This window comes from Brevibacterium sp. HMSC24B04, from assembly GCF_001806835.1.
GTDB lineage: Bacteria > Actinomycetota > Actinomycetes > Actinomycetales > Brevibacteriaceae > Brevibacterium > Brevibacterium ravenspurgense.
Genome location: NZ_KV786069.1, coordinates 23,982 through 49,169, shown reverse-complemented (window position 1 = coordinate 49,169; position 25,188 = coordinate 23,982). Strand labels below are relative to the sequence as shown.

The 25,188-nt window shown below is 63.2% G+C and carries 22 protein-coding genes; 12 read left to right on the top strand and 10 right to left on the bottom strand.

The features are described from left to right. Nucleotides 1-163 precede the first annotated feature (163 nt). The gene (locus HMPREF3092_RS01580) at nt 164-949 is read left to right on the top strand and encodes an exodeoxyribonuclease III (RefSeq protein WP_070423610.1); all 786 of its coding nucleotides are present in this window, start codon (nt 164-166) and stop codon (nt 947-949) included. Nucleotides 950-1,288: 339 nt separating this feature from the next. Next, nucleotides 1,289-1,843, top strand: coding sequence for a hypothetical protein (locus HMPREF3092_RS01575; RefSeq protein WP_070423609.1), 555 nt, complete (start codon nt 1,289-1,291; stop codon nt 1,841-1,843). 90 nt (nt 1,844-1,933) lie between these two features. Here HMPREF3092_RS01575 and clpB read toward each other — a convergent pair whose 3' ends face one another. Beyond that, entirely contained in the window at nt 1,934-4,531 is a 2,598-nt protein-coding gene (clpB, locus tag HMPREF3092_RS01570) for an ATP-dependent chaperone ClpB (RefSeq protein ID WP_070423608.1), read from the bottom strand. A 129-nt stretch (nt 4,532-4,660) separates the two neighbouring features. On the opposite strand from clpB, the gene HMPREF3092_RS01565 reads away from it, so the two are divergent. The 4 genes from HMPREF3092_RS01565 (at nt 4,661) to HMPREF3092_RS01550 (ending at nt 9,640) form a co-directional block, all read left to right on the top strand. Continuing rightward, entirely contained in the window at nt 4,661-5,482 is an 822-nt protein-coding gene (locus HMPREF3092_RS01565) for an enoyl-CoA hydratase (RefSeq protein WP_070423607.1), read from the top strand. Between the two features lie 53 nt (nt 5,483-5,535). Further along, nucleotides 5,536-6,456, top strand: coding sequence for an NAD-dependent epimerase/dehydratase family protein (locus HMPREF3092_RS01560; RefSeq protein ID WP_070423606.1), 921 nt, complete (start codon nt 5,536-5,538; stop codon nt 6,454-6,456). Nucleotides 6,457-6,668: 212 nt separating this feature from the next. Beyond that, complete coding sequence (locus HMPREF3092_RS01555) at nt 6,669-8,114, top strand: APC family permease (protein WP_070423605.1); 1,446 nt, start codon at nt 6,669-6,671, stop codon at nt 8,112-8,114. A gap of 2 nt (nt 8,115-8,116) precedes the next feature. Continuing rightward, complete coding sequence (locus HMPREF3092_RS01550) at nt 8,117-9,640, top strand: serine hydrolase domain-containing protein (RefSeq protein ID WP_070423604.1); 1,524 nt, start codon at nt 8,117-8,119, stop codon at nt 9,638-9,640. A 50-nt stretch (nt 9,641-9,690) separates the two neighbouring features. Here HMPREF3092_RS01550 and HMPREF3092_RS10920 read toward each other — a convergent pair whose 3' ends face one another. From HMPREF3092_RS10920 to HMPREF3092_RS01520, 6 genes are all read right to left on the bottom strand, one after another. After that, nucleotides 9,691-10,209 carry a hypothetical protein gene (locus HMPREF3092_RS10920; RefSeq protein ID WP_083274191.1) on the bottom strand — a complete coding sequence of 173 codons (519 nt, stop codon included), beginning with the start codon at nt 10,207-10,209 and terminating at the stop codon, nt 9,691-9,693. Between the two features lie 227 nt (nt 10,210-10,436). Further along, nucleotides 10,437-11,255, bottom strand: a complete 819-nt coding sequence (locus HMPREF3092_RS01540) for a MetQ/NlpA family ABC transporter substrate-binding protein (RefSeq protein WP_070423602.1) — start codon at nt 11,253-11,255, stop codon at nt 10,437-10,439. A 44-nt stretch (nt 11,256-11,299) separates the two neighbouring features. Beyond that, nucleotides 11,300-12,055: a methionine ABC transporter permease gene (locus HMPREF3092_RS01535; protein ID WP_061941505.1), complete on the bottom strand. Its 756-nt coding sequence runs from the start codon at nt 12,053-12,055 to the stop codon at nt 11,300-11,302. Further along, nucleotides 12,052-13,053: a methionine ABC transporter ATP-binding protein gene (locus tag HMPREF3092_RS01530; protein WP_070423601.1), complete on the bottom strand. Its 1,002-nt coding sequence runs from the start codon at nt 13,051-13,053 to the stop codon at nt 12,052-12,054. The genes HMPREF3092_RS01535 and HMPREF3092_RS01530 overlap by 4 nt, the downstream gene beginning before the upstream one ends. 105 nt (nt 13,054-13,158) lie before the next feature. Next, on the bottom strand, nt 13,159-14,103 hold the full coding sequence (pheA, locus tag HMPREF3092_RS01525; protein ID WP_062022599.1) for a prephenate dehydratase: 945 nt from the start codon (nt 14,101-14,103) through the stop codon (nt 13,159-13,161). Continuing rightward, complete coding sequence (locus HMPREF3092_RS01520; RefSeq protein WP_070423600.1) at nt 14,100-14,984, bottom strand: DUF5926 family protein; 885 nt, start codon at nt 14,982-14,984, stop codon at nt 14,100-14,102. The genes pheA and HMPREF3092_RS01520 overlap by 4 nt, the downstream gene beginning before the upstream one ends. 107 nt (nt 14,985-15,091) lie before the next feature. Here HMPREF3092_RS01520 and HMPREF3092_RS01515 point away from each other — a divergent pair, with 107 nt between their 5' ends. The 6 genes from HMPREF3092_RS01515 (at nt 15,092) to HMPREF3092_RS01490 (ending at nt 21,448) form a co-directional block, all read left to right on the top strand. Beyond that, the gene (locus tag HMPREF3092_RS01515) at nt 15,092-15,679 is read left to right on the top strand and encodes a GNAT family N-acetyltransferase (RefSeq protein ID WP_070423599.1); all 588 of its coding nucleotides are present in this window, start codon (nt 15,092-15,094) and stop codon (nt 15,677-15,679) included. A gap of 67 nt (nt 15,680-15,746) precedes the next feature. After that, nucleotides 15,747-16,190, top strand: a complete 444-nt coding sequence (locus HMPREF3092_RS01510; RefSeq protein WP_062022591.1) for a thioesterase family protein — start codon at nt 15,747-15,749, stop codon at nt 16,188-16,190. Nucleotides 16,191-16,372: 182 nt separating this feature from the next. After that, nucleotides 16,373-17,953 carry an ABC transporter substrate-binding protein gene (locus HMPREF3092_RS01505; RefSeq protein ID WP_070423598.1) on the top strand — a complete coding sequence of 527 codons (1,581 nt, stop codon included), beginning with the start codon at nt 16,373-16,375 and terminating at the stop codon, nt 17,951-17,953. Between the two features lie 8 nt (nt 17,954-17,961). Continuing rightward, nucleotides 17,962-18,906, top strand: coding sequence for an ABC transporter permease (locus HMPREF3092_RS01500; protein WP_070423597.1), 945 nt, complete (start codon nt 17,962-17,964; stop codon nt 18,904-18,906). A 2-nt stretch (nt 18,907-18,908) separates the two neighbouring features. Beyond that, a complete protein-coding gene (locus tag HMPREF3092_RS01495; protein WP_370919355.1) occupies nt 18,909-19,802 on the top strand; it encodes an ABC transporter permease in 894 nt (297 codons plus the stop codon). Further along, entirely contained in the window at nt 19,802-21,448 is a 1,647-nt protein-coding gene (locus tag HMPREF3092_RS01490) for an ABC transporter ATP-binding protein (protein WP_070423596.1), read from the top strand. Before HMPREF3092_RS01495 ends, HMPREF3092_RS01490 begins: the two co-directional genes overlap by 1 nt. Before the next feature lie 83 nt (nt 21,449-21,531). Here HMPREF3092_RS01490 and dctP read toward each other — a convergent pair whose 3' ends face one another. Genes dctP through HMPREF3092_RS01475 form a run of 3 tightly spaced genes read right to left on the bottom strand, consistent with a single transcriptional unit; the run spans nt 21,532 to nt 24,949 of the window. Further along, nucleotides 21,532-22,836 carry a TRAP transporter substrate-binding protein DctP gene (gene dctP / locus HMPREF3092_RS01485; protein WP_256174353.1) on the bottom strand — a complete coding sequence of 435 codons (1,305 nt, stop codon included), beginning with the start codon at nt 22,834-22,836 and terminating at the stop codon, nt 21,532-21,534. Continuing rightward, nucleotides 22,833-24,359 carry a TRAP transporter large permease gene (locus HMPREF3092_RS01480; protein WP_070423594.1) on the bottom strand — a complete coding sequence of 509 codons (1,527 nt, stop codon included), beginning with the start codon at nt 24,357-24,359 and terminating at the stop codon, nt 22,833-22,835. Before HMPREF3092_RS01480 ends, dctP begins: the two co-directional genes overlap by 4 nt. Then, nucleotides 24,356-24,949: a TRAP transporter small permease gene (locus tag HMPREF3092_RS01475; protein WP_061941483.1), complete on the bottom strand. Its 594-nt coding sequence runs from the start codon at nt 24,947-24,949 to the stop codon at nt 24,356-24,358. The genes HMPREF3092_RS01480 and HMPREF3092_RS01475 overlap by 4 nt, the downstream gene beginning before the upstream one ends. Between the last annotated feature and the right edge of the window lie 239 nt (nt 24,950-25,188).

Here is a 25,188-nt window from a genome sequence, read left to right as displayed (position 1 = left end):
TCGCATGCATATTTTCACGATACGGACATTATTTTTGGAAATTCGCCTTTTTCGCAGGCCAGACGGCTGTTCTTCAGGCCCTCTCATGCTTTCCACAGACCCACGCACGTTTTCTGAAGACAAGACCCGTGACCGTATCAGTGCAAGCCGTTAGGGTGGACTCGTGCGAATTGTGAATTGGAATGTCAACTCGATCCGAGCCCGAGCCGAGCGCATCGGGGCTTTTCTTGACCGCTCAGACGTCGACGTCTTGGCCATTCAAGAACTCAAGTGCCGTGACGACCAGTTCCCGGAAGACATCTTCTCCTCCCGCGGCTACGACGTCGCCTACCACGGCCTCAACCAGTGGAACGGCGTTGCCATCGCCAGCCGCGTTGGTCTCGACAATGTCGAAATCGGCTTTGCGGGCATGCCGGAATTCAACGACGCTCTCGAAGCCCGCGCACTGTCGGCCGACACCGGCGGGGTGCGCGTCTATTCGCTCTACGTGCCCAACGGGAGGGAACTCGACCACCCGCACTACCACTACAAGCTCGATTGGCTGGGCCACCTGCGCGATGTCGCAGCGAACCGGCTTGCCGCAGACCCCGACGACCGCTTCGTCATGGTCGGCGACTTCAACGTCGCCCCGCTCGACGAAGACGTCTGGGACATGGAGGCATTTGACGGTCTGACGCACGTGTCCGAACCCGAACGCGAAGCGTTCCGCAACCTCGCCGACGCCGGCCTGCAGGAAACCACCCGGCAGTTCACCCCAGGCCCCGGCGTCTACACCTACTGGGACTACCAGCGCCTGCGCTTCCCTAAGAGGGAGGGCATGCGCATCGACTTCCAACTGGCCTCACCGGCTCTTGCCGCAACCGCTGTCGATGCCCACATCGACCGCGAAGAACGCAAGGGCAAAGGAGCATCTGACCACGCGCCCGTTTGGGTGGACTACCGCATCTGACAGGGAGTTCTCATGCCCGCACAGCCGCCGACCAACCCGCCCCCAGGACCCTACGGACATAGGCCGCAGCCTCCACAACACGGTGGCAGCGGGCAGCCCCCGCAGTACGGCGGCGGCCAGCAGTCCCCATACCAGAGCGGCAGTGGGCAGCCGCAGCACCAGAGCGGCGCCCCGCAGGCGTCACCCTACGGTGACGGGCAACCCCCGCAGTACGGCGGCGGCCAGCAGCCTCCCTACCCCGGCGGACCACAGCCTTCGCCCTTCGGGGCACCTCCACCTCCGCCTAAAAAGAAGAACACGGGGCTGATCATCGGGCTCGTCGGTGGTGGATTGGTCCTGGTGCTCATCATCGTCGGCGCGCTGGGGCTCGGCCTCTTCGGCTTCTTCGCCTTCAAGAAGGACCCGGTAGCAGAACCCGCACCCGGCGCCTCGTCACCTGACAGCAAACCTGCACCTCTGCCGGAGAACACAGGAGACCCCAACGACCCGGGATCGCAGGACGATGGTGACGCGCCTCCCCCGGGCAGCGATATCGCAACCAGCCTGGGAAAGCTCAAAGCCGGTGACTGCGTAATCAACCTTTCCACTGCCGGCCCACCGGCAACCGTGCCCTGCAGTGAACCCCACGTTCACCAGATCTTCTCGGTCGGCCGAACCTCCGACCAGTCGGATACCTATCCCGGCTACAGCGCACTGAGCAAGGACGGCGAAAGCTACTGCAAGTCCGCACGCTTCGAACTCGACACCGATCGCGCTGTCGCCGACGATCTCAAAATGGTCTTCTTCACCCCCAATGCAACGGGCTGGAAGGACCCCGACAACAGGCACATCGTCTGTGCGGTCCAGCGCAAGGACGGCTCAAAGATGTCCGAGGACTACAGCAAGACCGCCTAAGCAGCTTCTGAAACATAAGCAGCTTCTGAAACACAGGAAAAGAGGGGCGCGGAGAATTTCTCCGCGCCCCTCGCGTGTGAACAGCCCGCGTCAGTCGGCGTGCTCAACCGGAACGATCGACAGACCACCGGATACGGCGGTATCGACACGCACGGTGTCGCCATCGCGCACTTCGCCGGCCAGGATCTCCTTGGCCAGGCCATCGCCGATCGTGCGCTGCACCAGACGGCGCAGCGGGCGAGCGCCGAACGCCGGATCGTAGCCTTCCTGCGCCAGGTAATCCGAGGCAGCCGGCGTGATGTCCAGAACAATGCGGCGATCGCTCAGACGCTGCTGCATCGCGTCGATCTGCAGGTCGACGATCCGAGCGAGGTCCTCGCGGCTGAGAGCGTCGAACATGACGACGTCATCCAGACGGTTGAGGAACTCCGGTTTGAACGCGGTGCGCACCACGTCCATGACCGACTCTTCCTTCGTCTTGGCATCGAGAGTCTGGTCCACCATGAACTGGCTGCCCAGGTTCGACGTCAGGATGAGCACCGTGTTGCGGAAGTCAACCGTGCGGCCCTGACCGTCGGTCAGGCGGCCGTCATCCAGCACCTGCAGCAGAATGTCGAAGACGTCCGGGTGAGCCTTCTCCACCTCGTCCAGCAGGACCACCGAATATGGCCGGCGGCGGACCGCCTCGGTCAGCTGACCACCCGTTTCGTAGCCGACATAGCCCGGAGGGGCACCGACCAGACGAGCCACCGAGTGCTTTTCCCCGTATTCGGACATGTCAATCCGAATCATGGCGCGCTCGTCATCGAACAGGAAGTCAGCCAAGGACTTGGCCAGCTCCGTCTTGCCGACACCGGTCGGACCCAGGAACAGGAACGAACCCGTGGGGCGGTTGGGGTCGGAAACCCCGGCGCGTGCACGGCGGATAGCGTCCGACACGGTCTCAACGGCCTTCTTCTGGCCGATGAGCCGCTTGCCGATGTGCTCTTCGGCGTGCAGCAGCTTCTCGCGTTCACCCTCCAGCAGACGGCCGGCGGGAATGCCCGTCCACGACGACACGACTTCGGCGATGTCGTCGGCCGTAACCTGCTCGCCCACCATCTGCTTGGTCTGGCCGGCGGCCGATTCGGCTTCTTCTGCCGCGGCGATCTCCTTTTCGACCTGCGGGATTTCGCCGTACAGCAGGCGCGAAGCCGTTTCGAGGTCCGTGTCGCGGCGCGCGATCTCAGCCTGGCTGCGCAGATCGTCGAGTTTCTGCCGCAGTTCGCCCAGGCGGTTCAAACCCGCACGCTGTGATTCCCATGCAGCGGTCAGACCGGACAGGGTTTCCTGCTTCTCTGCGAGGTCTTCACGCAGAGCGGCCAGGCGCTCCTTCGAAGCTTCGTCGGTTTCGGCCGACAGGGCCATTTCCTCCATTTTGAGGCGGTCGACATCGCGCTGCAGCTGGTCGATCTCGACGGGTGCCGAATCGATTTCCATGCGCAGGCGGCTGGCGGCCTCGTCAACGAGGTCAATCGCCTTGTCCGGCAGCTGCCTGTCGGTGATGTAGCGGTTCGACAGCGAGGCGGCGGCCACGAGAGCCGAGTCTGCGATCGTCACCTTGTGGTGAGCTTCGTAGCGCTCCTTCAGACCGCGCAGAATCGCAATCGAGTCCTCAACGCTGGGCTCACCGACGAACACCTGCTGGAACCTGCGCTCCAAGGCAGGGTCCTTTTCGATGTTCTCGCGGTACTCATCGAGCGTCGTCGCACCTACCAGCCGCAGTTCGCCGCGGGCCAGCATGGGCTTGAGCATATTGCCCGCATCCATTGCGGAGTCCCCCGTGGCACCTGCGCCGACGAGCGTGTGGATTTCGTCGATGAAGGTCACAATCTGGCCTTCGGAGTTCTTGATCTCCTCAAGAACGGCCTTCATGCGCTCTTCGAACTCGCCGCGGTACTTGGCACCGGCGACCATGGCCGACAGGTCGAGGCTGACCAGCTGCTTGCCGCGCAGACTTTCAGGGACGTCGCCTGCGACCATGCGCTGCGCGAGACCTTCGACGACAGCGGTCTTACCCACACCGGCTTCACCGATGAGCACCGGGTTGTTCTTGGTGCGGCGCGACAGAACCTGGATGACCCGGCGGATCTCAGAGTCACGGCCGATGACGGGGTCGAGTTTGCCGTCGCGGGCCTGCTGGGTCAGGTCGAGGCCATACTTTTCGAGAGCCTGGAAGGTGTCTTCCGGGTTTTCGCTGGTGACCTTGCGACCACCGCGAACCTCCGGAAGAGCGGCCAGCAGTGCATCGCGGGAAATGCCTTCGGCACTGAGCAGCCGACCGGCTTCACCGGAATCAGCGGCGATACCCAGAAGGAGGTGTTCGGTCGACACGTACTGGTCACCGAGTGCCTGCATTTCCTTTTCAGCACTGCTGATGACCGACAGTCCGGCGCGTGAAAGCTGCGGCTGGCTGACGGAGGATCCGCTGGCGGACGGCAGTCCGGCAACGATGGCCTGGGCACGGCTGCGAATCTCCTGGGGGCGTCCACCCAGGTGAGTGATGAGAGCGCCGGCGATGCTGTCGTCACCCTCGAGCAGAGCAGCGAGGAGGTGTGCAGGCTCAACCTGCGAGTTTCCGCGCTCCGCGGCGTCCTTGATCGCGGTGGAAAGAGCCACCTGCGACCGTGACGTGAATTTGGTGTCCATGGGGACACCTCCCTTCGTGCAAAACTACGTTCATACAAGTAACTTCAATAAGGTTGAGTCTATTCCACTCAACTCATAATTTCTGACATATTCTTTCCGCACCGGCACGGACTTTGGCAGACTGAACACATGTCTGAAGAACTGGTCACGCTCGAATACGACGGCCCCGTTGCCTTCGTAACCCTCAACAGCCCCGGAAACCGCAACTCCATGTCGCGGAAGATGATGCACGAACTGATCGACGCCTTCCGCACGGTCGGCAAGGACACCGACGTACGCGCCGTTGTGCTGGCGTCCACTGGCAAGGTGTTCTCCGCCGGCCACGATCTGCGCGAAGTCCAGGGCAGCGACCACGCAACACAGCAGAACATCTTCGACACCTGCACCCTGCTCATGCGCATCATCCAGTCGATTCCGCAGCCGGTGATCGCCGAAGTGCAGGGCCTGGCCACCGCTGCGGGCTGTCAGCTGGTGGCCACGTGCGATCTCGCGGTAGCTTCCGAAAGTGCTTCCTTCGCCACACCCGGTGTGACCATCGGCCTGTTCTGTTCGACCCCGATGGTGGCGCTGTCACGTGCGATCAACCGCAAGGCTGCCATGCGGATGCTGCTGACCGGCGAGCCGATGAAAGCCGAAGAGGCATTCCAGCGCGGCCTTGTTTCGCACACCGCACCGGCCTACGCCCTGCGCGAACGCACACTCGAGGTGGCCCGCACGGTCGCCCAGTCCTCATCGACCACGGTCTCGATCGGCAAGCGCGCCTTCTACGAGCAGATCTCGCTGAGCGCAACCGAGGCCTATTCGCGCATGGGCCGGGTTATGGCGGACAACGCCGTCCTCAATGACGCCCAGGAGGGCATCACCGCTTTTCTCGAAAAGCGGTCCCCCGAATGGAGCCACGACCATTCCGAGGCCGAGGGGCTCGTCAGCAAGAACATCGACCGCAACTAGGCGACACTCGCGGCTTCCCGGCCAAAGCGGTCTAAGCGCGTTAACCTACGCGTATGACCGTTCTTGTCACCGGCGCTTCCGGATGCATTGGGCGCGCCGTCATCTCCGCACTGCGCGCAGCCGGCCACACTCCGGTCAGCGCTGGAACGTCTGCCCCACTCGATGATTCCGTCGAGCACGTCGAATGGGACATCCGCACGCCCGCTGACAACCGCTTCGTCGGGTATGACATTACAGCTGTCATCCACGCTGCCGGAGTTAGCGGCGCTCACCTGTCGAGGGACGACGCCCACAGCGTCAATGTCACGGGGACCCGCAATGTTCTCGATGCCTTCCCCAAGGCGCGTTTCATCTACCTGTCGTGCGCCGATGTCTACGATCCCCGCCGCGGCTACAAGGACCTGTACGAAGAGCGCGGCCCCGCGGAACTCGAATGCTTCACCACCGAGTACGAACGCTCCAAGGTCGAAGCCGAGAACGTCGTCACCCGCCTGCGCCCGGACGCCCTCATTCTGCGCCCCGCCCCCGTCTACGGACCCGGCGACAGGCGCAACTTCCCCTTCATTCAGTCGCTTGCAACCAAGAAGGGCCTCGTTGAACTGCCTGGAGGCGGCCGCCAGAAAACCGCGCTGGCCAGTTCAGACAATGTGGCCGCCGCCGTGCTCGCAGGTCTCAAGCACCCCGAGGCCTACGGCCCGATCAATGTGGCCGACCCTGAACCGTATGTTCTGCGCGACGCCATCAACACGTTCATGGCACGCGCGGGGCTCGTACCGTTCCGCTTCGACGAACGCGCCGCCGACCTCGCCCTGACAACAGCGTGGATGCGCGAAAAGACCGGCCGCAAACCAAAGGACGGACTCGACCGCTACGCCGTGCGCAAGATCTCCCAGTCCCGTTCCCTCAACCTGGGGAGGCTGCGCAGACTCCTGGGAGTTGAGCCGGTTCAGGGACTTGCCCGCAGGGACAGCTGAATCGCACCCAGCCACAGCCCACCCACCGCACCAGCCCAGCCCTCAGAACAAACCCGGGCAGGCACCTCGTGCCCTGCCACCTCGTACCCGGTGCTTCAAACCCCCACCCGGGGCACATTGATGCAGGTCACACCGCACGTCGTATCATGAGGCGAACCAATCGTCTGGCGCTGCGGCACTGAGAACCCGGCGCTCTTCCCCGGAAGGACATCGTGGCTGAACTCAAAAAGTCGCTCGGTCTTTTCCAGCTTCTGGCGTTCGGCGTGGCCGGCGTCATCGGAACAAGCTGGATCTACACCAACTCGAAGCTCATGGACGCTTACGGCGCCGGCGGTATGGTCTTCGGCCTGCTGCTCGGCGTTCTGCTGGCCTCCTTTGTTGCTCTGGCATATTCAGAGCTGACATCCGCATTCCCCCGCGCCGGCGGTGAGGTCGTCTTCTCCTACACCACGATGGGCCGCGGGCCGGCCTTCTTCACCGGCTGGATGCTGTTGGGTGCCTACGTGTCGTCCCTGGCGTTCTACGTCACCGCCTTCGGTTTCCTGCTGAGCAACTTCGTGCCGGCAATGAAGACGATGCCGCTTTACACCATCAACGGCGAAACCGTGTACCTGCCGGTTCTGGCGGTCGGCGTCCTCCTGACCCTGCTCATGTTCGCACTCAACTGGTTCGGCGTTGAGATCGGCGGGCGCGTGCAGATGTTCATGTTCGCAGCGATTGTGCTGATAGGCGCAGCACTGATCGTTGTGGGCTTCGCCAGCGGCTCGCCGTCAAACTTCTTCCCAGCCTACGCCGAAGGCACTGCCCCGGTGTCTGACACTCTGCGCTTCATCATTCCGGGCATGACCTTCCTGGCGGGCTTCGGCCTTGTTGCCGTCCTTGCCGAAGACGCGAAGATCTCGCCCAAGCGGGTGGGCCGTGCGGTGGTCCTCACCGTCATCACCGCCGGCCTGTTCTACACCGCGGTTCTTGCCGCAACCGCGTGGGTTATGCCGTGGCAGGACGTCGCGAAGATGGACCTGGGCACCGTGTCGGCGTTCACTGAGGCCGGCTTCCCCGTTCTGGGCACCGGCGCCTACGCAATCGCGTTCCTGGGCCTGCTCACCAGCTTCCTCGGCCTGTTTGTCGCCAGTTCGCGCATCATCGTGGCCATGGCCCGCGGCCAGCTGCTCCCGCCGAGCCTCGCCGTCATCAACCCCAAGCGGCAGACTCCAGGCCGCGCTCTCATCGTGACGACCGTTGTCACTCTGGCTCTGGGCTGGCTCGGCCCGGGTGCCGTCGTGTGGTTCCTCGATACCGGCGGCGTGTACCTGGGTGTTGTGTGGTTCATGGTGGTGATCGCCAAGTACCTGCTGCCGCGCAAGTACCCGAATGCGGTTCGCCGTTCCAAGCTGTCGTTCCTGCCCGCGCTCGGTGGTCTGGGCGCTATCGGCGTCATCGTGTGGGCGCTGGTTCCCGGAACATCGTCGTCGCTGGTGTGGCCGGCGGAGTACATCATTCTGGGCGCGTGGATGCTTCTGGGCGTTGTCATGTACGTCTTCGCGGCCAGCCGCCGCACGATCGGCTACGACGCAGGTCTGCATGAAATCCTCGGTGATTCCTATGCCAACCTCCACATTGACGACGCCGGGGCCGAAACTTCGAAGAAGGAGCTGTGAGAATGCTTTCGCAGACTGCACGCGAAGCCATTGTTCACACCATCCGCCAGGAGACCACCCGGGTGCCGGAAACGGCGTTCGGGATCATTTCAGACGGTCAGCTTCACGAGGTGGAGGGCCGGGACCGGATCTTCCGGGTCGCCTCGATCACGAAGTCGTTCACGGCGGCTGCCCTGACCGGTTTGGTCAGGGGTCTCATTCCGGGAAAGCCGGTGAGGATGGACGATGCTGTTCTCGACTGGGTGCCTGAACTCGCCGAGGCGGGGTGGGCTGAGGACGTCGTCATCGACGATCTGCTGCGCATGTCGTCGGGCCTGCCGACGGACGATCCCTGGGCAGACCGCCAGGAGTCGATGTCGCACGAGGATTTCCTGCAGCTGCTCGGGGAACCAGTCATTCGCGACTTCCCCGCGGGCACGGCCTACCGGTATGCCAACCTGGGCTATGCGGTCGCCGGACTCATCATCGAGCGCGCCGCGCAGAAACCGTTCGCACAGCTCATCGACGAGGTCTTCCTCACTCCCCTGGGCATGACGTCCTCAGGTTTCGATGTTCGCAAACTCGATGCGGATCGGCTGGTCACGGGATACCGGCGCAACCGCGACGGTGACCTCGAACCGCAGGACATTTCGCTGCCCGGCGCGTTTTCGGCCATCGGCGGGCTCGCATCGACCGTGGGCGACCTCGCCTTGTGGGTACAGGCGCAGATCGACGCTGTCAGCCCCGGTGGCGACGATTCAGCTTTCCGTGCAATAGCCGCAGCCACGGGCGAGGACACTCCCCGGCGGGTGCGCCTGTGGCGGCGAGTGCTGGCCGACCAACAGCAGCCGGTGCGAGCCATGGAAATCACGCACGGGACATCTGACGCCGCCCACGGTGGCCCTGAGCTGTTTGCCGTCAGCGGCGGCTACGGCCTGGGCCTGCGGTGCTATTTCGACACCCGCTTCGGCAGCTTCGCTGGACACTCCGGCGGCTACCCCGGCTTTGGTCTGCACATGCGGTGGCATGCGGCAACCCGCACGGGAGTCATCCTGTTCACCGCGCTGACCGGCTACCCCACGGAAGCCGTCACAGCCAAGGCTCTCGAAGCCGGGCTCGCAGTTCAGCGCCACGAGGGCCCCTCCAGCCCCGTGTGGCCGCGCGCAGAGGCACCAACCGCGACCCCCACGGGGCCGGGAGCAGGGATGGTTTTCCCCGTTCGCTCTGTCAGCGCATTCGGACCCAGCGATCGCGCTCTGGAGCTGGTCCGCATTGCTGAGAACATGATCCGCACCGGCGACGACAGTGCGGCTGACGGGGTTTTCTCCATGAATGTCGACCTCGACCAGCCGCGCCAGGAGCGCCTAGCGGCGTGGGCGGCAGCCCGCGAGCACACGGGAGACACCGAAAAGTCGCTCATCGAGCCTCACTTCACAGGCGCCTCGTCAGCTCAGTGGACCGTGACCGGAACGCTCGGCAGCCGCACCGTGACGATGACGCTCAACCCCTACGAGCAGATCCAGGGGCTGAGCATCAAGCTGCACTGACAGACCGGCGTGAGCTCAGAGCCGGGTGTTGAGTCCTGAAGATGATCCGGCTATTCCTGGGCTTTCACCTCAGCGTCTGCACGTTGAATCAGCACTTCAAGTCGATCAGAATTGGAGTGCAGTTTCTCGACGACGGCTTTCAGTGGTTCGCAGGTTTCAGCTTCGATGGCTTTAACAAACTTCAATCCGAAACTGGCGTCAGGATTTCGTCCCAGATCTCGATTAGAAAGAAGTTCGGATCTGAGGGCCTCAATTGCGCAAGCACCATTATGTAATGTGCGCAATAAGATAATGTCCTCAGCGTGTGGCACATCCACGAGATCCAACAAATAAAGGTGGGATATCTCAATAGATGCCGCTAGTTTTTGTATAGGCTCCAAGCGATCAAGCCACTGCTCAATGAAACGATGGCAGAGAGCTGAGTCGTTGGGCGCGATTTTCTCCTCAAGAGCCTCTCGCACGTGAGCAATTGACATACCCTCCGAAAGTTTGAGCGCATTAGAAAAATTATCATACGGCGCTGCCGAGATCTCACGAGCCAGCTGACTCTTACTATCTAACCCATCCATTGCTGACCTCCCCTCCTTTCAATGCGTAGGCGACCACAACAGTATGCCTCTTCCCTTTATATTTATACTTGTAGACGGCTTGCTTTGCACCACCTCCCTTATAGGGCGAATACTTGCTGTTTTGACTTTGCTCCTACTTTCTTCCTTAAGCCCGTAGGGAGCACACAGAAAAGGGCCGCGGGAAAACTCCCGCGGCCCCCTTTCCGTCGCTTCTGACAGCGAGTGTCTTACTGAACGTTCGGCAGGATGAGGCCGTCCCACTTCTCGTTGATGAAGTCAGCCATGTCCTGCGAGGTCAGGATCTTGTGGAGCTTCTGAATGCGCTCGTCGTCCTTAAGCTCGGGGCGGGTGGCAAGCACGTTGTAGTACTTCGAACCCTCTTCTTCAGTCGCGATGATGGTGTCCTTCGTCAGCTTGGCCGGGATGGCGTAGGACGAGGTGACAAAGGCGGCGTCATCGTCTTCAAGTGTGCGCGGAAGGCTCGCGTTGTCGACTTCTTGGAACTTGAAGTTCTTCTTGTTCTCGGTGATGCCGTCGGGCTTGGTCGCACCGTCCTCAATCTTGATCGCGCCGGCTTCCTGCAGCAGTTCAAGGGCGCGGCCTTCGTTGGTGGGGTCGTTCGGGATCGACACGACAGCACCATCGGGGAGTTCGTCGAGCGACTTGTACTTCTTCGAGTGGAAGGCAGCCGCCGGCAGGTAGATTTCACCAACCGATTCGAGGTCACCACCGGCTTCCTCGTTGTAGGTGTCGAGGAAGTCCTGGTGCTGGAACAGGTTCGCATCAATCGAACCGTCCGACAGCGCCGGGTTGGGAGTGTTGTAGTCGTTGAACTCAACGAACTCGACGTTGATGCCTTCCTTTTCGGCGAGCTCGTCGGCCACGTGGGTGAGCATTTCACCGGCCGGGACGGCCAGAGCGCCGACCTTCAGCGGGGTGTCCAGCGACGCTTCTTCCGCATTCTGTGCACCGCCGCCGCAGGCGGACAGTGTGAGGCTGAGAGCAGCGACTGCGGCGATGATGCCGCGGCGAGCCGATACCTTCATGTTTCTCCTTAGGTGGGTTTTTCTGTGTGTTTGTCTGCGCGCCGTCAGATCTGACGGCTGAAGAAGCCGCGGTGGCGGGGCTTCGCGCGTCCGTACCGCTTGGCAATGAAGCTCAGGGCCGTCTGGATGATCTGCACGAGCACGAACAGGATGATGATGACGGCGACCATGTGAATCGGCGAGTACATCTGGTGTCCGTATGTGATCGCGACCTGGCCCAAACCTCCGCCGCCGACAGTGCCGACCATCGCCGAGAAGTTGATGATCGAGGTCAGGGTCGTCGCTGTGCCCAGAATGATCGACGGTGTCGCTTCGGGCATGATGACGCGGCGAATCGTCAGCCACCGGGACGCGCCGAGGGATTCAGCGGCTTCCAACAGGCCGGGATCGACTTCGCGCACCGCGATTTCGACCATGCGGGCGAAGAACGGGATGGCCACCAGCGTCAGCGGAACCGTTGCAGCTTCCGTGCCGATGAACGTCGCCCGGCCGGTCAACACCTGCATGACGAAGCGCGTTGTGGGAATGAGCGCGATCATGAGCACGATGAACGGCACGGAGCGGCCGACGTTGACGACGAATCCGAGCACCCAGTTGATGATTGCGCCCAGCCAGCGCTGGCCGAACGGTGCAGCGAGGAAGCCGTCCTTTTCGGTTGCGACGAGCACAATGCCCAACGGCAGCCCCACCAGGAGGGTGAAGAACATTGCCACCGACCCCATGAACAGGGTTTCCTGGGTGCCCTTCCACAGGACGCTGAACAGCTGAGGCCAGAAGTCGGGGTTGTTGATGTCGGTCATACTGCTCCTCCCTGTTCCTGCGCACGCCAGGCCACGACTCCGCGCGAACGGAAGTTCTCGACGACCGCCTGGGCCTGCCGAACATCACCGGGCACCGCCAGGCGGGTGCGGCCCACTTGCTTGCCGTCAACGGTTTCCAGAGCCGCCCCGAGGATCGATACGTCGATGTCGAGTTCGCGGGCGAGTTTGACGACCGCGCCGTCGGTGGCTTCGCTGCCGAAGTAGGTTACGTCGACGATTTCGTGTCCCGGGACCGGCGCGTAGGCACCAACGGGGAACAGCTCGTCTGCGATCCGGCTGCCGGGCGAGCTGATGAGCTCCGGCAGAGTTCCGGTTTCCTGTACAGCACCGTCTTCCATGAGTGCTGCGGAATCGCAGATGCGCTTGACGACGTCCATCTGATGGGTGATGAGGAGGACGGTCAGGTCGAGTTCGACGCTGAGCTTTTTGATGAGGTCGAGGATCGACCGGGTGGTTTCCGGGTCGAGCGCGCTGGTGGCCTCGTCGCTGAGCAGAACTTTGGGCTGAGCTGCCAGCGCCCGGGCGATGCCGACGCGCTGGCGCTGTCCGCCGGACAGCTGGCGTGGGTGGTGGTCTGCGCGGTGAGACAGGCCCACGAGCTCGAGGACCTCCCCGACTCGCTGGCGGCGCTTGGCGCGCGGCTGGCCGACAGCTTCGAGCGCGAAGTCGACGTTGTCGGCCACGGTGCGGTTGCCCACGAGGTTGAAGTGCTGGAAGACCATTCCGATGTCGTGGCGCGCTTCCGAAAGCCTGCGCCCGCGCAGGGAGCTGATGGGGTGATCCCCCACTGTCACGGTCCCGCTGTCGGGACGTTCAAGCGCATTGACGCAGCGCAGAAGAGTGGACTTGCCTGCGCCGGACTGGCCGACAACACCGAAAATGCTGCCCTGCTCAACGTGCAGGGAAACATCGCGCAGCGCGTGGACCGCGGATTCCCCGCTGCCATAGGTGCGACTGACACCGTCGATTGTGATCATGAAACCTCCGGCGACGATTGTGGGCCACCGGATGAGGCCTCATGAAATCATGTGACGGTTTAAGACAGCGCTGTGGCGGATATTACACGCGCGTGTTTGGCCTGCTCAGCTGAGGTAGGAGCGGATTCCTTCAACCCACGCGTCGGCCGCCTCGAAGCAGTCTGCGGTCATTCGCGGATCCACCGGCTCGACCGAGGACTCCGCCGCTGGATAGGACCCAAGGAACTGCACACGCCGGGCAAGCCTGTGCACACCGGCGAGCGCCTCGGAGATCCGCGGTTCAGCCACGTGGCCGACAAGGTCGAGGGAGAACTGGTAGAGGCCCAGTCCGTCGCCGGTCGGCCGCGATTCAATGCGGGCGAGGTTGACTCCGCGAGTGGAGAACTGTTCGAGCAGTTCGAGCAGCGATCCCGCACGGTCTGATGCCAGTGCTGCGACGATCGTGGTCTTGTCTGCTCCCGTTGCCGGAGGCATAGCGGCGGGCTTGCGCACCAGAACGAAGCGGGTGACGGTGTCGTGACGGTCGCCGATGTCATCGGCGAGGACTTCGAGCCCGTACCGCTGGGCGGCAAGAGCCGGGCATACGGCCGCTTGATAGTCACTGCCGTCTTCGGCGGCGGTCTGTGCGGCGGCAGCGGTGCTTGAAGCCGGCACGTAGGTTGCACCGGGCAGGTGCCCAGCCACCCAGCCGCGTGTCTGTGCTTCCGCGTGGGGGTGCGTGCCGAAGGCGGTGATGTCGCTCAGCTGCGTTCCGGGGCGTGCCGCGAGAACAAAGCGGACGTCGATGAGGGTTTCCGCAACAATCTGCAGCTCGCCGTGCCGGGTGAGCGCATCGAGCGTTGCGGGCACCCCGCCTTCGACCGAGTTCTCCATGGGCACAACTGCCCCCGAAAGATCGCCGGCGGCCACCGCCGCGAGCGCTTCGTCCACACTGTGTGCGGGGATGCGCTGCGCGTCGGCAAAACCGCGATCGGCGATCAGGCGCAGGAGCGCGGCTTCCGTGAAGGTTGCCGCTGGGCCCAGGAACCCGAAGCGCAGGGTGTCTGTCATCGGATGGTCAGCTGACGCGACACGACTCCGGCACGCGCACGGCGCTCATCAGCGCTGAGCGGTTCCGTGTTCTTCAGCGCCTGGGCCAGGATTTCGGCGAATTCGCCGAGGACAGCGTCGACGTCGTCAGCCGTGACATCGGCGCCGACTTCCCACACCGGGATGACGATGCCCTGTGTGCGGAAGGTGCCCAGGTAGCGGCCGATGCCGCCGAGGGTGTTCTTACCGTCGGCGTGCAGGCGAGCCAGGGCGTCCATGACGGTGTCTTCGTTTTCGCCGATTGCCCAGCGGACGTAGCGGCCGTCACCCATTTCGGTCCAGTAGGCGCCCTCGGCTTCGACGAGCTTGTCGGTGGGGCTGATGAGGTTGTTGGCCTGTTCGATGGCCGCCTGGGTGTCTTCGTCACCGTCAAGCGAACCGTCCTGCGGAAGCCAATAGTCGAAGGTTTCGTGGACGCGAACCTTGAACGGAGCGTCAAGGTCGAGAATGTCCTGCAGGCGCGGGCCCTCGCCGGGGCTGCTGGTCGCGGCGACGAAGCTGCCGGGTTCCATGTCTTTGACTTCCAGCAGTGCCGCTGCAAGGTCACGCGAGGGGTCGGGGCTGGACACTGCCACCTGGAGGCCGCCGAAGATGACACCGTCGTGGCGCTTGTGCGCCTGCCAGGCGGAAGGAAGGAGTGAGGCGATGACGACTTCGTCGCCGCCGAATTCGTCTTTCAGCTTGGCCGTGGCGGTTGCCGCCGGCACGAGCTCCTTGAGGCTGACGATGTCGACCTCAAACGGCAGACCCTCATAGGGGCGAGGAACAAAGGCTGCGGCCTGGGCTTTTGCGAGGCGCTTGGCAATGACGTCTTTTGATGACTTCCTGGACTTCTTTCCCATGCCGCACAGTCTACGTGTGCACTGGCGCTGCTTATACCACTGGGCGCTCAGAACCTGAGGGGCAGGCCCCGCCTCAGTGCACGCGGCTCACGCCGTAATCTCGAAGCATGCTGTACCCCGGACTGCAGGCAGATAAGGCCGCCGCGCGACACCGCCGCTACGCGGAGGCGCTCATGGCGGCCAGCTTCACCTTCGAGCTGCTCACACCCGAACTCAGCGACGACGTCGAAGCACTCATCACGGGTCTTGCGCCAACGCCCGACCCGGACTCGAAGACGCTCGTGCCGTTCCACGTAGGAGAGCAGGACGCAGGTCTCGTAGCCCTCAACGACGCCGGTGAGATCGTCGCCGCTCTTGTTGTCACAGCCGTTGACTTCAGCTCTGGCAACCAGCAGGAGCAGACCCCCACAGCGCTTTTCATCCGCGGCCTGGCAACCGATCCGGACTTCCGGGGCAAAGGCCTGGGCACCGTTCTTCTGGGCATGGCCCCGCAGATCCTCAAACAGGCGGGCCTGCCCACCCGCTGCCGTCTGATCACGCAGACCCCCCAGGAGCGAGCCACCTTCTTCCACCGCGCAGGCTTCCAGGTGTGGGAGCACGGTACGGAAACCCCGCAGTCCGTGACCGACATGATGGAAACCCTCCTGCCGAAGGTCGCCGACGAACCCTGCCTGACCTTCCGTGAAGTAGCCTGAGCAGACCCGGGCAGCTGGCACCTCGTGATTTCCAGCAGACCCACCCGACCTGCACCCAGGAGGACGCATGACCGCGATCACCCCGTACCGCACTGAGATCAAGCAGGAATGGATCGACTACAACGGGCACCTGTCAGAGGCCTACTACGTGCTCATCTGCGGTTTTGCCACGGATCAGCTCATGATCGACATCGGGTTGGATGAGGAGTACCGCAAGAGCACGGGATGTTCGCTCTACACGGTTGAGACCCACCTGCGGTATCTGCGGGAAATCGGCCTGGGTGCTGAAGTCGAGGTACGTCCGCGCGTGGTCGGCGCCGCCGGCAAGAAGCTGCACATCGCCTACGAAATGTTCCACGGCGATGACCTCCTGTTCACAGAGGAAGTCATGTGCCTGCACGTCGACCAGAAGGCCGGACGCGCTGCCGACTTCCCCGACGAGGTGCTGAAGCGCCTGCAGCCGCTGATCGAAGAATCGCCCGCCTGGCTGGGCCGTTCAATCTCGATGTGAGCCTCCAGCGCTGATCTTTGATACGCACATCGCGCCTGAAAGCAGCGCCCGTCGGACGGAAACGGCCGGCGGGCGCTTTTCGTGCAGTGACTTCCGAATGGCCGGAAGCCTCACCCGCGAAGCCGCCTATCGTGTTACCGTGATTTTCGCCAAGGTAACTCAGATAATGTGAAAGCAGGCGAATGATGGCGACCAAAAACGGCACAGAGCTCTTTGGCCGTCGTATCAGCCGTCGCCGCCTACTCGGAACAGCAACAGCCGTCGGTGCGGCCGGCATGCTCAGTGCCTGCGGCGTGAATACGACTCCTGAGTTCGACCTGACCAAACCCGTCAAGGGCGGAAAGCTGCGAGTGGGCCTGACCGGCGGAACATCAGCCGACACCGTCGATGCGCACATCTCTGTCAACACCACCGACATCTGCCGCCAGCAGAATATGTACGAGGGCCTCATCGCCCGCGGCCACGACTACGAAGTCGAATACCGCCTGGCCACATCGGTAGAGCCCAACGAAGACGCAACCGTGTGGACGGCCAAGCTGCGCGAGGGCGTGAAGTTCTCCGACGGTCGCGAAATGACTGCCGAAGACGTCATCGCCTCCTATGACCGCATTCGCGACCCCGACGACCCGAAGACGAACGCGGCCGTGCTCTCAACGCTCGACACGATGCACGCCAAGGGCAAATACGAAGTCGAGTTCCGCTTCAGCGCACCCAACAGCGTCTTCGACGACCCCATGTCGCACTACGCCACATCGATCGTCCCAGCCGACTACGACCCGAAGAACCCCGTGGGCACGGGTCCGTTCATGCTCAAGTCCTTCGAACCGGCACTGTCGACCGTGCTGGAGCGGAATCCGCACTACTGGGACGGAACACCCCACCTGGACGAAATCGAACTGCTGAACTTCAACGACACTGACGCCGTTATCAACGCCCTGCTGTCCAACCAGGTGGACTGCGTCGCGCAGATTCCCGTGTCGCTGGTCGAGGTCATCGAAGCTGACGAGCGCATGAAGATCCTCAACTCCGAGACCGGCATGTGGCTTCCCTTCACCATGCGGGTGGACAAGGCGCCGTTTGACGACAAGCGCGTTCGCCAAGCCTTCCGCTTGGCTATTGACCGCGAGCAGATGGTCAACCAGGTGCTCTCCGGCTACGGCCAGGTGGGCAACGACATGTTCGGCGTCTACGACCCCGACTACCCCAAGCAGTTCCCTCAGCGGCGCCGCGACGTCGAGAAGGCCAAGAAGCTGCTTGCTGAGGCCGGGCATCCCGACGGTCTCACGGTTGAGCTGGTCACCGCGCCCATCCAGTCCGGCACTGTCGAAGCCGCCCAGGTCTTCGCTCAGCAGGCCCGCGACGCCGGCATCGACATCAAAATCCGCCGGGTGGACACCACCACATTCTTCGGCGACAACTACCTGAAGTGGGATTTCGCGCAGTCGTTCTGGTACACCCGCAACTTCGCCCCGCAGGCGGATCAGTGCCTCATGGACAATTCGCCGTTCAACGAAACCAACTGGGCCAGCGAAAAGACAAACGACATCGTCAAGCGAATCCAAGCCGAAACCAATCCCGAAAAGCGCAAGAAGATCATCCAGGAGGGCCAGAAGCAGCAGTACGACGAAGGCGGATACATCATCTGGGGCTTCGCCAACCAGGTCGACGCCTACCAGAAATACGTCGGCGGCCTGAAGGAAGACGCCACCGGCATCCCGCTTTCCGGCTTCCGGTTCCGCGACGTGTGGATTGCGCAGGCATAGGCGACACCATGGCACAGCTCATCTTCAAACGACTGCTCATCAGCATTTTCGTGCTGCTGGCGATCTCCGTCATCATCTTCGCAGCCACCCTGCTCCTGCCGGGTGACCCCGCCCGGGCCATCCTCGGCCAGCAGGCCACACCGGAAAGGCTCGCCGCGCTGCGCGAGCAGATGGACCTCGACAAGCCGGCCGTCGTCCGGTACTTCCTGTGGCTGGGAGGCCTCTTCACCGGAGACTTCGGCACGTCAGCGGCCACCGGCGGTCCGGTTTCACAGCTGCTGGCTCCGCGCATCGGCAATTCGATCATCCTCATGCTGCTGGCAGCCGTCGTGTCCGTCCCGGTCGGCCTGTTCTTCGGCATTGTGTCGGCCATTCACCGCGGCAAGCGCCGCGATTCGGCCATCACGTGGGTCACGCTCATCCTCGCGGCCATGCCGGAGTTCGTTGTCGGTGTCGGCCTCATCACCATTTTTGCAACGACAGTCTTCCCCATTCTGCCGGCAGTGACGATGTCTCCGCCGGGAACACCGGTCTGGAAGCTGCCGCCGCAGCTGATCCTGCCCACACTCACCCTGGCCCTAGTCGTCGCACCGTATATCGCCCGCATGATGCGAACGACGATGGCGGAGGTGCTTGACTCCGGCTACGTCGAAATGGCCAGGCTCAAGGGCGTTCCCGAACGCACCGTCATCCTGCGCCACGCGGTACCCCACGCCATCGGCCCGGTCGCGCAGGTCATCGCCATCCAGCTGGCCTGGCTGGCCGGCGGCGTTGTGGTCGTGGAGTTCCTCTTCCGCTACCCCGGCATCGGACAGGCGCTCATCGACGCGGTCACCTACCGCGACGTCCAAGTGGTTCAGGCCATCACCCTGCTCGTGGCAATCGTGTACATCGTGGTCAACCTGTTGGCTGACATCGTCGGCATCGTCACCAACCCGAAGCTGAGGAAGTGATCATGTCAGATCAGCAGAGCCTCACGCCGGCAGACGAAGGCATCAAAGAATCCCTCAGCCGTCCCCCGCACGTCCTCAAGCGCATCTGGGCGCAGCGCGAGGGCAAGATCGGCGTGATCATCACCGTCACCGTCGTGGCGCTGGCACTCCTCGGACCGCTGCTGGCAGCGCCCATCACGGGCGTGACCCCGTACGAGTTCGTCGGCAAGCCCTTCTCGAACCACGGCCTGTTCGGCACTGACAACCTCGGCCGCTCGGTCGGATCGCGCTTCCTTGCGGGCGGCCTGCTGCTGCTCGTCTACTCCGTTCTGGCAACGGCGCTCGGCATGGTCGTCGGCGCCGTGTTCGGCATGCTCGCCGCCTACGCCGGCGGGGCCGTCGATTCGCTCATCATGCGCATCAACGACGTGTTCCTCGCCGTACCGCAGCTGGTCTTCGCCCTGCTGGCCGTGACGATCGCCGGGCCGAAGGGCTGGGTGCTCGTGCTCGTCATCGGCCTGACCCACGCTCCCCGCATTGCCCGCGTAGCCCGTTCAGCCACTCTGAGCGTCATCAGCGAGGACTACATTCGGGCGGCGGAAATGTACGCGGTTCCGCGCTGGAAGATCATCGGGCGCGAAATCCTGCCGAACATCACCGGTCCCATGTCCGTCGAAGCAGGCCTGCGCCTGACCTATTCGATCGGCGCAATCGCCTCGCTGTCCTTCCTGGGGCTGGGCATGCAGCCGCCGCAGGCCGACTGGGGCCTGATGATCAACGAAAACCGGATCGCCCTGACCGTCCAGCCGTGGGGAGTTCTGCTCTCCGTCATCGCCATTGCGGTTCTGACGATCGGCACCAACCTGCTGGCGGACGCGATTGCCCGCGCCACGGCCTCGACGAATGTGGAGCAGTGATGACGAAACATCCCAATGTTCTCGAAATGCGCGGCCTGCGCGTCGAAGCCGTCGGCGGCAAGGAGATCCTCCACGGCATCGACCTGACGGTTCGCCGAGGTGAAATGCTCGGACTCGTCGGCGAGTCCGGTTCGGGCAAAACCACAGCGGGTCTTGCTGCCATGGGGCATTTCCGGGCAGGTCTGCTGCAGACCGGCGGAACGTCCACGATCTACCCGAACACGCCCAGCGAAGGCCGCGAGAAGATCGTGGTCGAAGAGCTGAACGATGACGAAACCCGGTTCCTGCGCGGCGAGCGCATCGCCTACATTCCCCAGGACCCCGCGCTTTCGCTCAACCCCGCGATCCGCGTGGGCGACCAGATCCGAGAAGTGCTCGACATCCACGGCTACGGGGATTCCGAACGGGAGCGCGCTGCCCGTGTTGCCGAAGTGCTCGAAGACGTCGGCCTACCCTCGGACCGGGAATACCAGAAACGATGGCCGCACCAGCTGTCCGGCGGTCAGCAGCAGCGCATCGGCATTGCGATGGCGTTCGCCATGTTCCCCGACGTCCTCATCCTCGATGAGCCGACCACCGGCTTGGACGTATCCACGCAGGCTCACGTGCTCGACACGATTCAGCAGATGACCAAGCGACACGGGGTTGCCGGCATCTACATCACCCACGACCTCGCCGTCGTCGCCGATGTCACCGACCGCGTGGCCGTCATGCTGCGCGGCGACATCGTCGAGGAGGGCCCGGTCGAGCAGGTTCTGCACGACCCCCAGCACCCCTACACGCAGCGACTGCTGGCATCGGTTCCAGACCTTGCCGGCCGCAAGACAATCGGCGGGACAGATGCGAGCACCGCAAGCGGCGGCATCCCCACCGCGGCGGAAGCCGACGCTGCCGAGGTTCCAGCCCTCGAGGTTCGCGATCTGAAACTCGCCTATGGCGCAAACACCGTTCTGCGCGGCATCAACATGGAGCTTCAGCCCGGTCGATGCACCATGCTCCTGGGCGAATCCGGGTCGGGCAAGACCACGCTGTCGCGTTCGATTGCCGGTCTTATCGACCACTACACGGGTTCGGTGAGTCTGGATGGTGACGTCCTGCCGAACAGCACCCGCAAACGCTCCGTCAAACAGCTCCAGGGCCTGCAGTACGTGTTCCAGTCGCCGTATTCGTCGCTCAACCCGCGCCGCACAATCGGCGAATCGCTGACGGTTCCGCTTGAGATGAACCGCGACCTGACACCGGCGCAGCGTCGCGGCTTTGTCGAGGAGGCACTTGACGCGGTGCGGCTGGGCCGGACGTTCTACGACCGCCGGCCCGGCGACCTTTCCGGTGGTGAGCGTCAGCGCGCAGCCATTGCCCGGGCGCTCGTCAACGCGCCGAATGTGCTGGTGTGCGACGAGGTCACGAGCGCCCTCGACGTGTCGGTTCAGGCTTCGATCATCGGCCTGTTGCGCCGGCTCAAGGTGGAACGCGGTCTGGCAATGCTGTTCGTCACCCACAACATCACACTCGCCCGGCACATTGCCGACGACATTGCGGTGCTCAACAAGGGCGAAATCGTCGACTTCGGTCCCGTCGACGAGGTGCTCCGCTCACCTTCGCACGCCTACACGAAGGCGCTCTTGGAAGACGTCCCCACCCTCTGAACCAAGCAGCCCGCAGCAGAATGGCCCAACGCGACGATAAGGGGCGGCGTGCACTCAGCACGCCGCCCCTTACAGTCCGCGCTCTATGACTTCGCGCCTTCTTTTCCGCTGATGCCGCCGGGTCGGTGCGGCAGGATGACCTCTTCGTACACGGCTTCACCGAAGGGCACATAGTCCGTGTCCCGGTCGTACCACTCATCCATCGTGCCGAAGTCTCCCCCGTCGGAGTAGCCGAGCTCTTCGGCTTTCTTCTGCCACTTTTCGAGCACTTCCGCGAAGCGCTTTTCGGTTCCCTCTTCGAGCAGACCCTGTTCTTCCACGCCCCCGGCAAGCTCCCGGTTGAATGCTTTGAGCTTCGCCTGCAGCGGCTTTTCCAGCGGTTCGATCTTCCCGCCCTGGGCGTGAATCGTCTTGACGGCCAAGTGATTACCGCCGATCGAACGGTCCATCTGCCCCTGGAAGGACCCGCTGTAGCTGTCGAAGATGATCTGCTTGTACGCCAGCGGCAGGGTGCCGAACCGCTGTCCGGCGATGACCGCACCAACTGCTCGGGGCGCCGAGGTGTCTGTCAGGTATCCCGTGTAGGGCGCCACTTCGAATAGCCCGGCCTCTGCCGACGGCACCATCTGGCCTAAGGTGCAGTCGATTGTCTTGCGCTGCAGAGCTTCGTAGGTCTCCGTGTAGTCCAGGGACAGCGGTGTGCCCCCGAGAGCTTTCACATAGCCGACCTGCGAGCGCGAACCCACGCGGATCTGCCGTCCGCCATAGTCGTCCGCACCGAAGCCGTCCGTGTTGCACTGGCTGGAGTAGCTTCCCGAGGCGGAAACCGGGTTGAGCGGGTAGACGCCTTTCTTTTCGTACTGCTCCAGGACTTTCTGCGAGCCCCAGCCGATCTCGGTGGAGGCGGCATTGGCGACCATTTCGCCGACGAACGGCGACGGGTCGGCTTCCGACAGCAGATCGCCGACCGCTCCGGCAGCCGGGAATTCCTGCGGCAGATAGGCCGGCAGCGTGTACGCCAAATCGAGGCGGCCGTCCGCCAGTGCGTCGAACACTTCGCCGTAGCCGGCAATCGCCTGGCCGTAGACGATTTTGATTGTGATCTTGCCGCCGGAGCGTTCGCTGATCTCCTGCGCCCACTGCGGGGCTGACTCAATCTCTTTGAGCTTCGGGGAGGCTTCCGACGGCTGGTAGGTCAGTGTGACGGGAGGGAGGTCTGCAATCGCCTCGAGCACCTCGTCCTGGGAAGCCCCGTAGGCATAGCCGGTGCCCGACCCCTCCCCTGACAGCGCGCCTCCGGCTACCGAACCGGCGCACCCGGTCAGGACCACAGCCCCGGCGGTGCAGACCGCGGCGAGCATCCTCATCGTGAGGGAGCGTGTCATCATCGTCCTCCTGCGGACTCAAGCAGGCCGGGCAGCCATTCGGCGACCTGCGGAAACGCGATCATGAAAACCAAGAACAGCAGCGGGATCGGCAGGAACCACACGAGCGAACGGAAAACATCGCCCAGGGTGATCTCAGTGCCGAGGTTGACGTCCGGTTTCTTCGCAATCGTGTGCACGATGTAGGACAGAATGCCCACCGGCGGGGTGAGCATGCCGATTTCACCGAGCAGCACCACGAACACCCCGAACCACAGCGCGTTCACACCCATCGCCTCAACAGCCGGAAGCAGGATCGGCACGGTCAGCAGCATCATCGCCAGGGTGTCGAAGAACATGCCCATCACCAGGTAGACCCCGATGAGAACCACGAGGAAGCCCACTCGTGACAGACCCAGACCGGTGACGAAGCCGGTGAGGATCTCCGCCAGGCCCGTAATCGCCAGCAGGCGGGTGAGCATTTCCGCCCCGATCATGATGAAGAAGATCGCGGCGGACGCGCTGACCGTGGCAAGTGCCGCGCGGGCCACACAGGCAAAGGGCTTGCTCCCACGCTGCTCGATGAGGGTGATGATGAGAGCCGTGAGTGCCGCTGCGGCGCCGGCTTCCGTCGGGGTGAAAGCACCGGAGAACATTCCGCCGAACAGCACCACGAGGATGACGGGGAAGCCCCACACTTCGCCGAGTGAACTGAGCCGCTGCGCCCATGTGGCGGAGGGACCACGATCGCCACCCCTGCCCACGAGCTTTGGCGACACGATGCCGAGCAGAAGGATGAACAGGGCGACGAACACCGCGACCAGCAGGCCGGGCACCGCACCGGCCACCAGCTGTGGGCCCACCGGCACCGAGGCGATGCCGGCGTAGACCACCAGAAGGATGGACGGCGGAATGAGGTTGCCGGGCAGACCCGCAACGATGACCGAACCGAGCGCTACCCGCTTGTCGTAGCCGGCGCGCAGCATTTCCGGAATCGCGGCCCGTCCCAGGGCGTAGGTCATGCCGATTGTCGAACCTGACACTGACGACAGTCCAGCACCGGCCGCGGTTGTGCCGATTGCCAGACCGCCGGGCAGCCATGAGAACCAGCGGTCGGTAGCCCGGTAGATCTTCTGCGTCAGCCCCGATTGGGACAGGAGCATGCCCATGAAGATGAACAGCGGAAGCACCGAGTAGGTCCACTTTGCGGTGGCCGTATACGGCGTCGTGGCGAGGATGTTGACGGTCGCGGGAATCCCGGAAAGACCGTAGACACCGATGATCGACGGGATGGCAAGCGCTGCTGCCACGGGAACCCCGAGGAACATGAGCACCAGCATCATTCCGATGCACCACGCGCCGGCAATCGGCGCGGTCGGCGAAAGGAAGAACCCGACGATCGTGCCTATCAGCAGCGCCGTGCCGACGAGCATGACTCCCATGCTGCGCGGCCTGAAACGCGTGTTGCGCGGAAGGAACGAGGTGCCGGGACCGGCGCTGATGCGCGGTCGGCCGGCTTTTTCGGGCAGGGGTGTTGTCATGGTCATGACCGGACCTCCCCGCTTCGCTGCTCGGCTTCGCCGCCGCCGGGCGCGGTGTTCTCTTCGACTTCCGCGATTTCCTTTTCGACTTCAGAAACGTAGACCTGTTCAGGTTCGTCTGACAGCACGGCGCGGAAATAGGTAATGGCCTCAAGGACGCAGATGAGCGTCATCAGTCCGAACACAACGGGCAGGAGGAAGAACACCGGCCACGTAATGATCGTGGTCACCCCGGCTGTCGCCCCGAGCTCCATCTGCTCGACCGCGCGGTGCAGGCCGAACCACGCAAAGCCCGCACACACTGCCGCTGTGGCCAGACTCGCCAAGAGCATGCACCAGCCGGCGGCACGAGCACTCATGCGGTCCAGCAGAAGTGCCACGACAATGTGCTCGCGCTGCAGTTGAGCGACCGGTATGCCCAGAAGGGCAATGATCGGCAGATACCAGAATCCCGCGATCTCGTTTGTGCCGTAGATGGGTGTGGAGAAGAAAAAGCGCGAAAGCGCGTTGATGACGACGTGCAGCATCATGACGATGATGACGAGCGCAGTGATGACACTCAGCACTCTGCCGAGCAGCTTTGACAGCTGTTGCATGCGCAGACCCCTTCATTGCGGTCAACGGAAACTTGAGTCATCCTCTCAGACAACCTGGCCGAGCGGAACAGCTCTGCGAAAGATTCTTGGCACTCGATACACAACGGAGACAACAGCAAATCCGCAGATCAGGCGGGGTGCGCTTATAACGTTGCCGCAGAATTTCAAACGATCGTTCTACCCAGTGTCGCGCAGAGTGCCCCAGCCCTCTATTGTGGGGAGCGACACAGAACAGAACC

What these genes read in the sequence shown, in the direction of transcription:
- HMPREF3092_RS01565 (WP_070423607.1), top strand. Translation starts at nt 4,661, where the DNA reads ATGTCTGAAGAACTGGTCACGCTCGAATACGACGGCCCCGTTGCCTTC.
- HMPREF3092_RS01560 (WP_070423606.1), top strand. Translation starts at nt 5,536, where the DNA reads ATGACCGTTCTTGTCACCGGCGCTTCCGGATGCATTGGGCGCGCCGTC.
- HMPREF3092_RS01490 (WP_070423596.1), top strand. Translation starts at nt 19,802, where the DNA reads ATGACGAAACATCCCAATGTTCTCGAAATGCGCGGCCTGCGCGTCGAA.
- pheA (WP_062022599.1), bottom strand. Translation starts at nt 14,103, where the DNA reads ATGACAGACACCCTGCGCTTCGGGTTCCTGGGCCCAGCGGCAACCTTC.
- HMPREF3092_RS01520 (WP_070423600.1), bottom strand. Translation starts at nt 14,984, where the DNA reads ATGGGAAAGAAGTCCAGGAAGTCATCAAAAGACGTCATTGCCAAGCGC.
- HMPREF3092_RS01540 (WP_070423602.1), bottom strand. Translation starts at nt 11,255, where the DNA reads ATGAAGGTATCGGCTCGCCGCGGCATCATCGCCGCAGTCGCTGCTCTC.
- dctP (WP_256174353.1), bottom strand. Translation starts at nt 22,836, where the DNA reads ATGATGACACGCTCCCTCACGATGAGGATGCTCGCCGCGGTCTGCACC.
- HMPREF3092_RS01495 (WP_370919355.1), top strand. Translation starts at nt 18,909, where the DNA reads ATGTCAGATCAGCAGAGCCTCACGCCGGCAGACGAAGGCATCAAAGAA.
- HMPREF3092_RS01480 (WP_070423594.1), bottom strand. Translation starts at nt 24,359, where the DNA reads ATGACCATGACAACACCCCTGCCCGAAAAAGCCGGCCGACCGCGCATC.
- HMPREF3092_RS01535 (WP_061941505.1), bottom strand. Translation starts at nt 12,055, where the DNA reads ATGACCGACATCAACAACCCCGACTTCTGGCCTCAGCTGTTCAGCGTC.
- HMPREF3092_RS01500 (WP_070423597.1), top strand. Translation starts at nt 17,962, where the DNA reads ATGGCACAGCTCATCTTCAAACGACTGCTCATCAGCATTTTCGTGCTG.
- HMPREF3092_RS01550 (WP_070423604.1), top strand. Translation starts at nt 8,117, where the DNA reads ATGCTTTCGCAGACTGCACGCGAAGCCATTGTTCACACCATCCGCCAG.
- HMPREF3092_RS01475 (WP_061941483.1), bottom strand. Translation starts at nt 24,949, where the DNA reads ATGCAACAGCTGTCAAAGCTGCTCGGCAGAGTGCTGAGTGTCATCACT.
- HMPREF3092_RS01515 (WP_070423599.1), top strand. Translation starts at nt 15,092, where the DNA reads ATGCTGTACCCCGGACTGCAGGCAGATAAGGCCGCCGCGCGACACCGC.
- HMPREF3092_RS10920 (WP_083274191.1), bottom strand. Translation starts at nt 10,209, where the DNA reads ATGGATGGGTTAGATAGTAAGAGTCAGCTGGCTCGTGAGATCTCGGCA.
- HMPREF3092_RS01505 (WP_070423598.1), top strand. Translation starts at nt 16,373, where the DNA reads ATGATGGCGACCAAAAACGGCACAGAGCTCTTTGGCCGTCGTATCAGC.
- clpB (WP_070423608.1), bottom strand. Translation starts at nt 4,531, where the DNA reads ATGGACACCAAATTCACGTCACGGTCGCAGGTGGCTCTTTCCACCGCG.
- HMPREF3092_RS01530 (WP_070423601.1), bottom strand. Translation starts at nt 13,053, where the DNA reads ATGATCACAATCGACGGTGTCAGTCGCACCTATGGCAGCGGGGAATCC.
- HMPREF3092_RS01510 (WP_062022591.1), top strand. Translation starts at nt 15,747, where the DNA reads ATGACCGCGATCACCCCGTACCGCACTGAGATCAAGCAGGAATGGATC.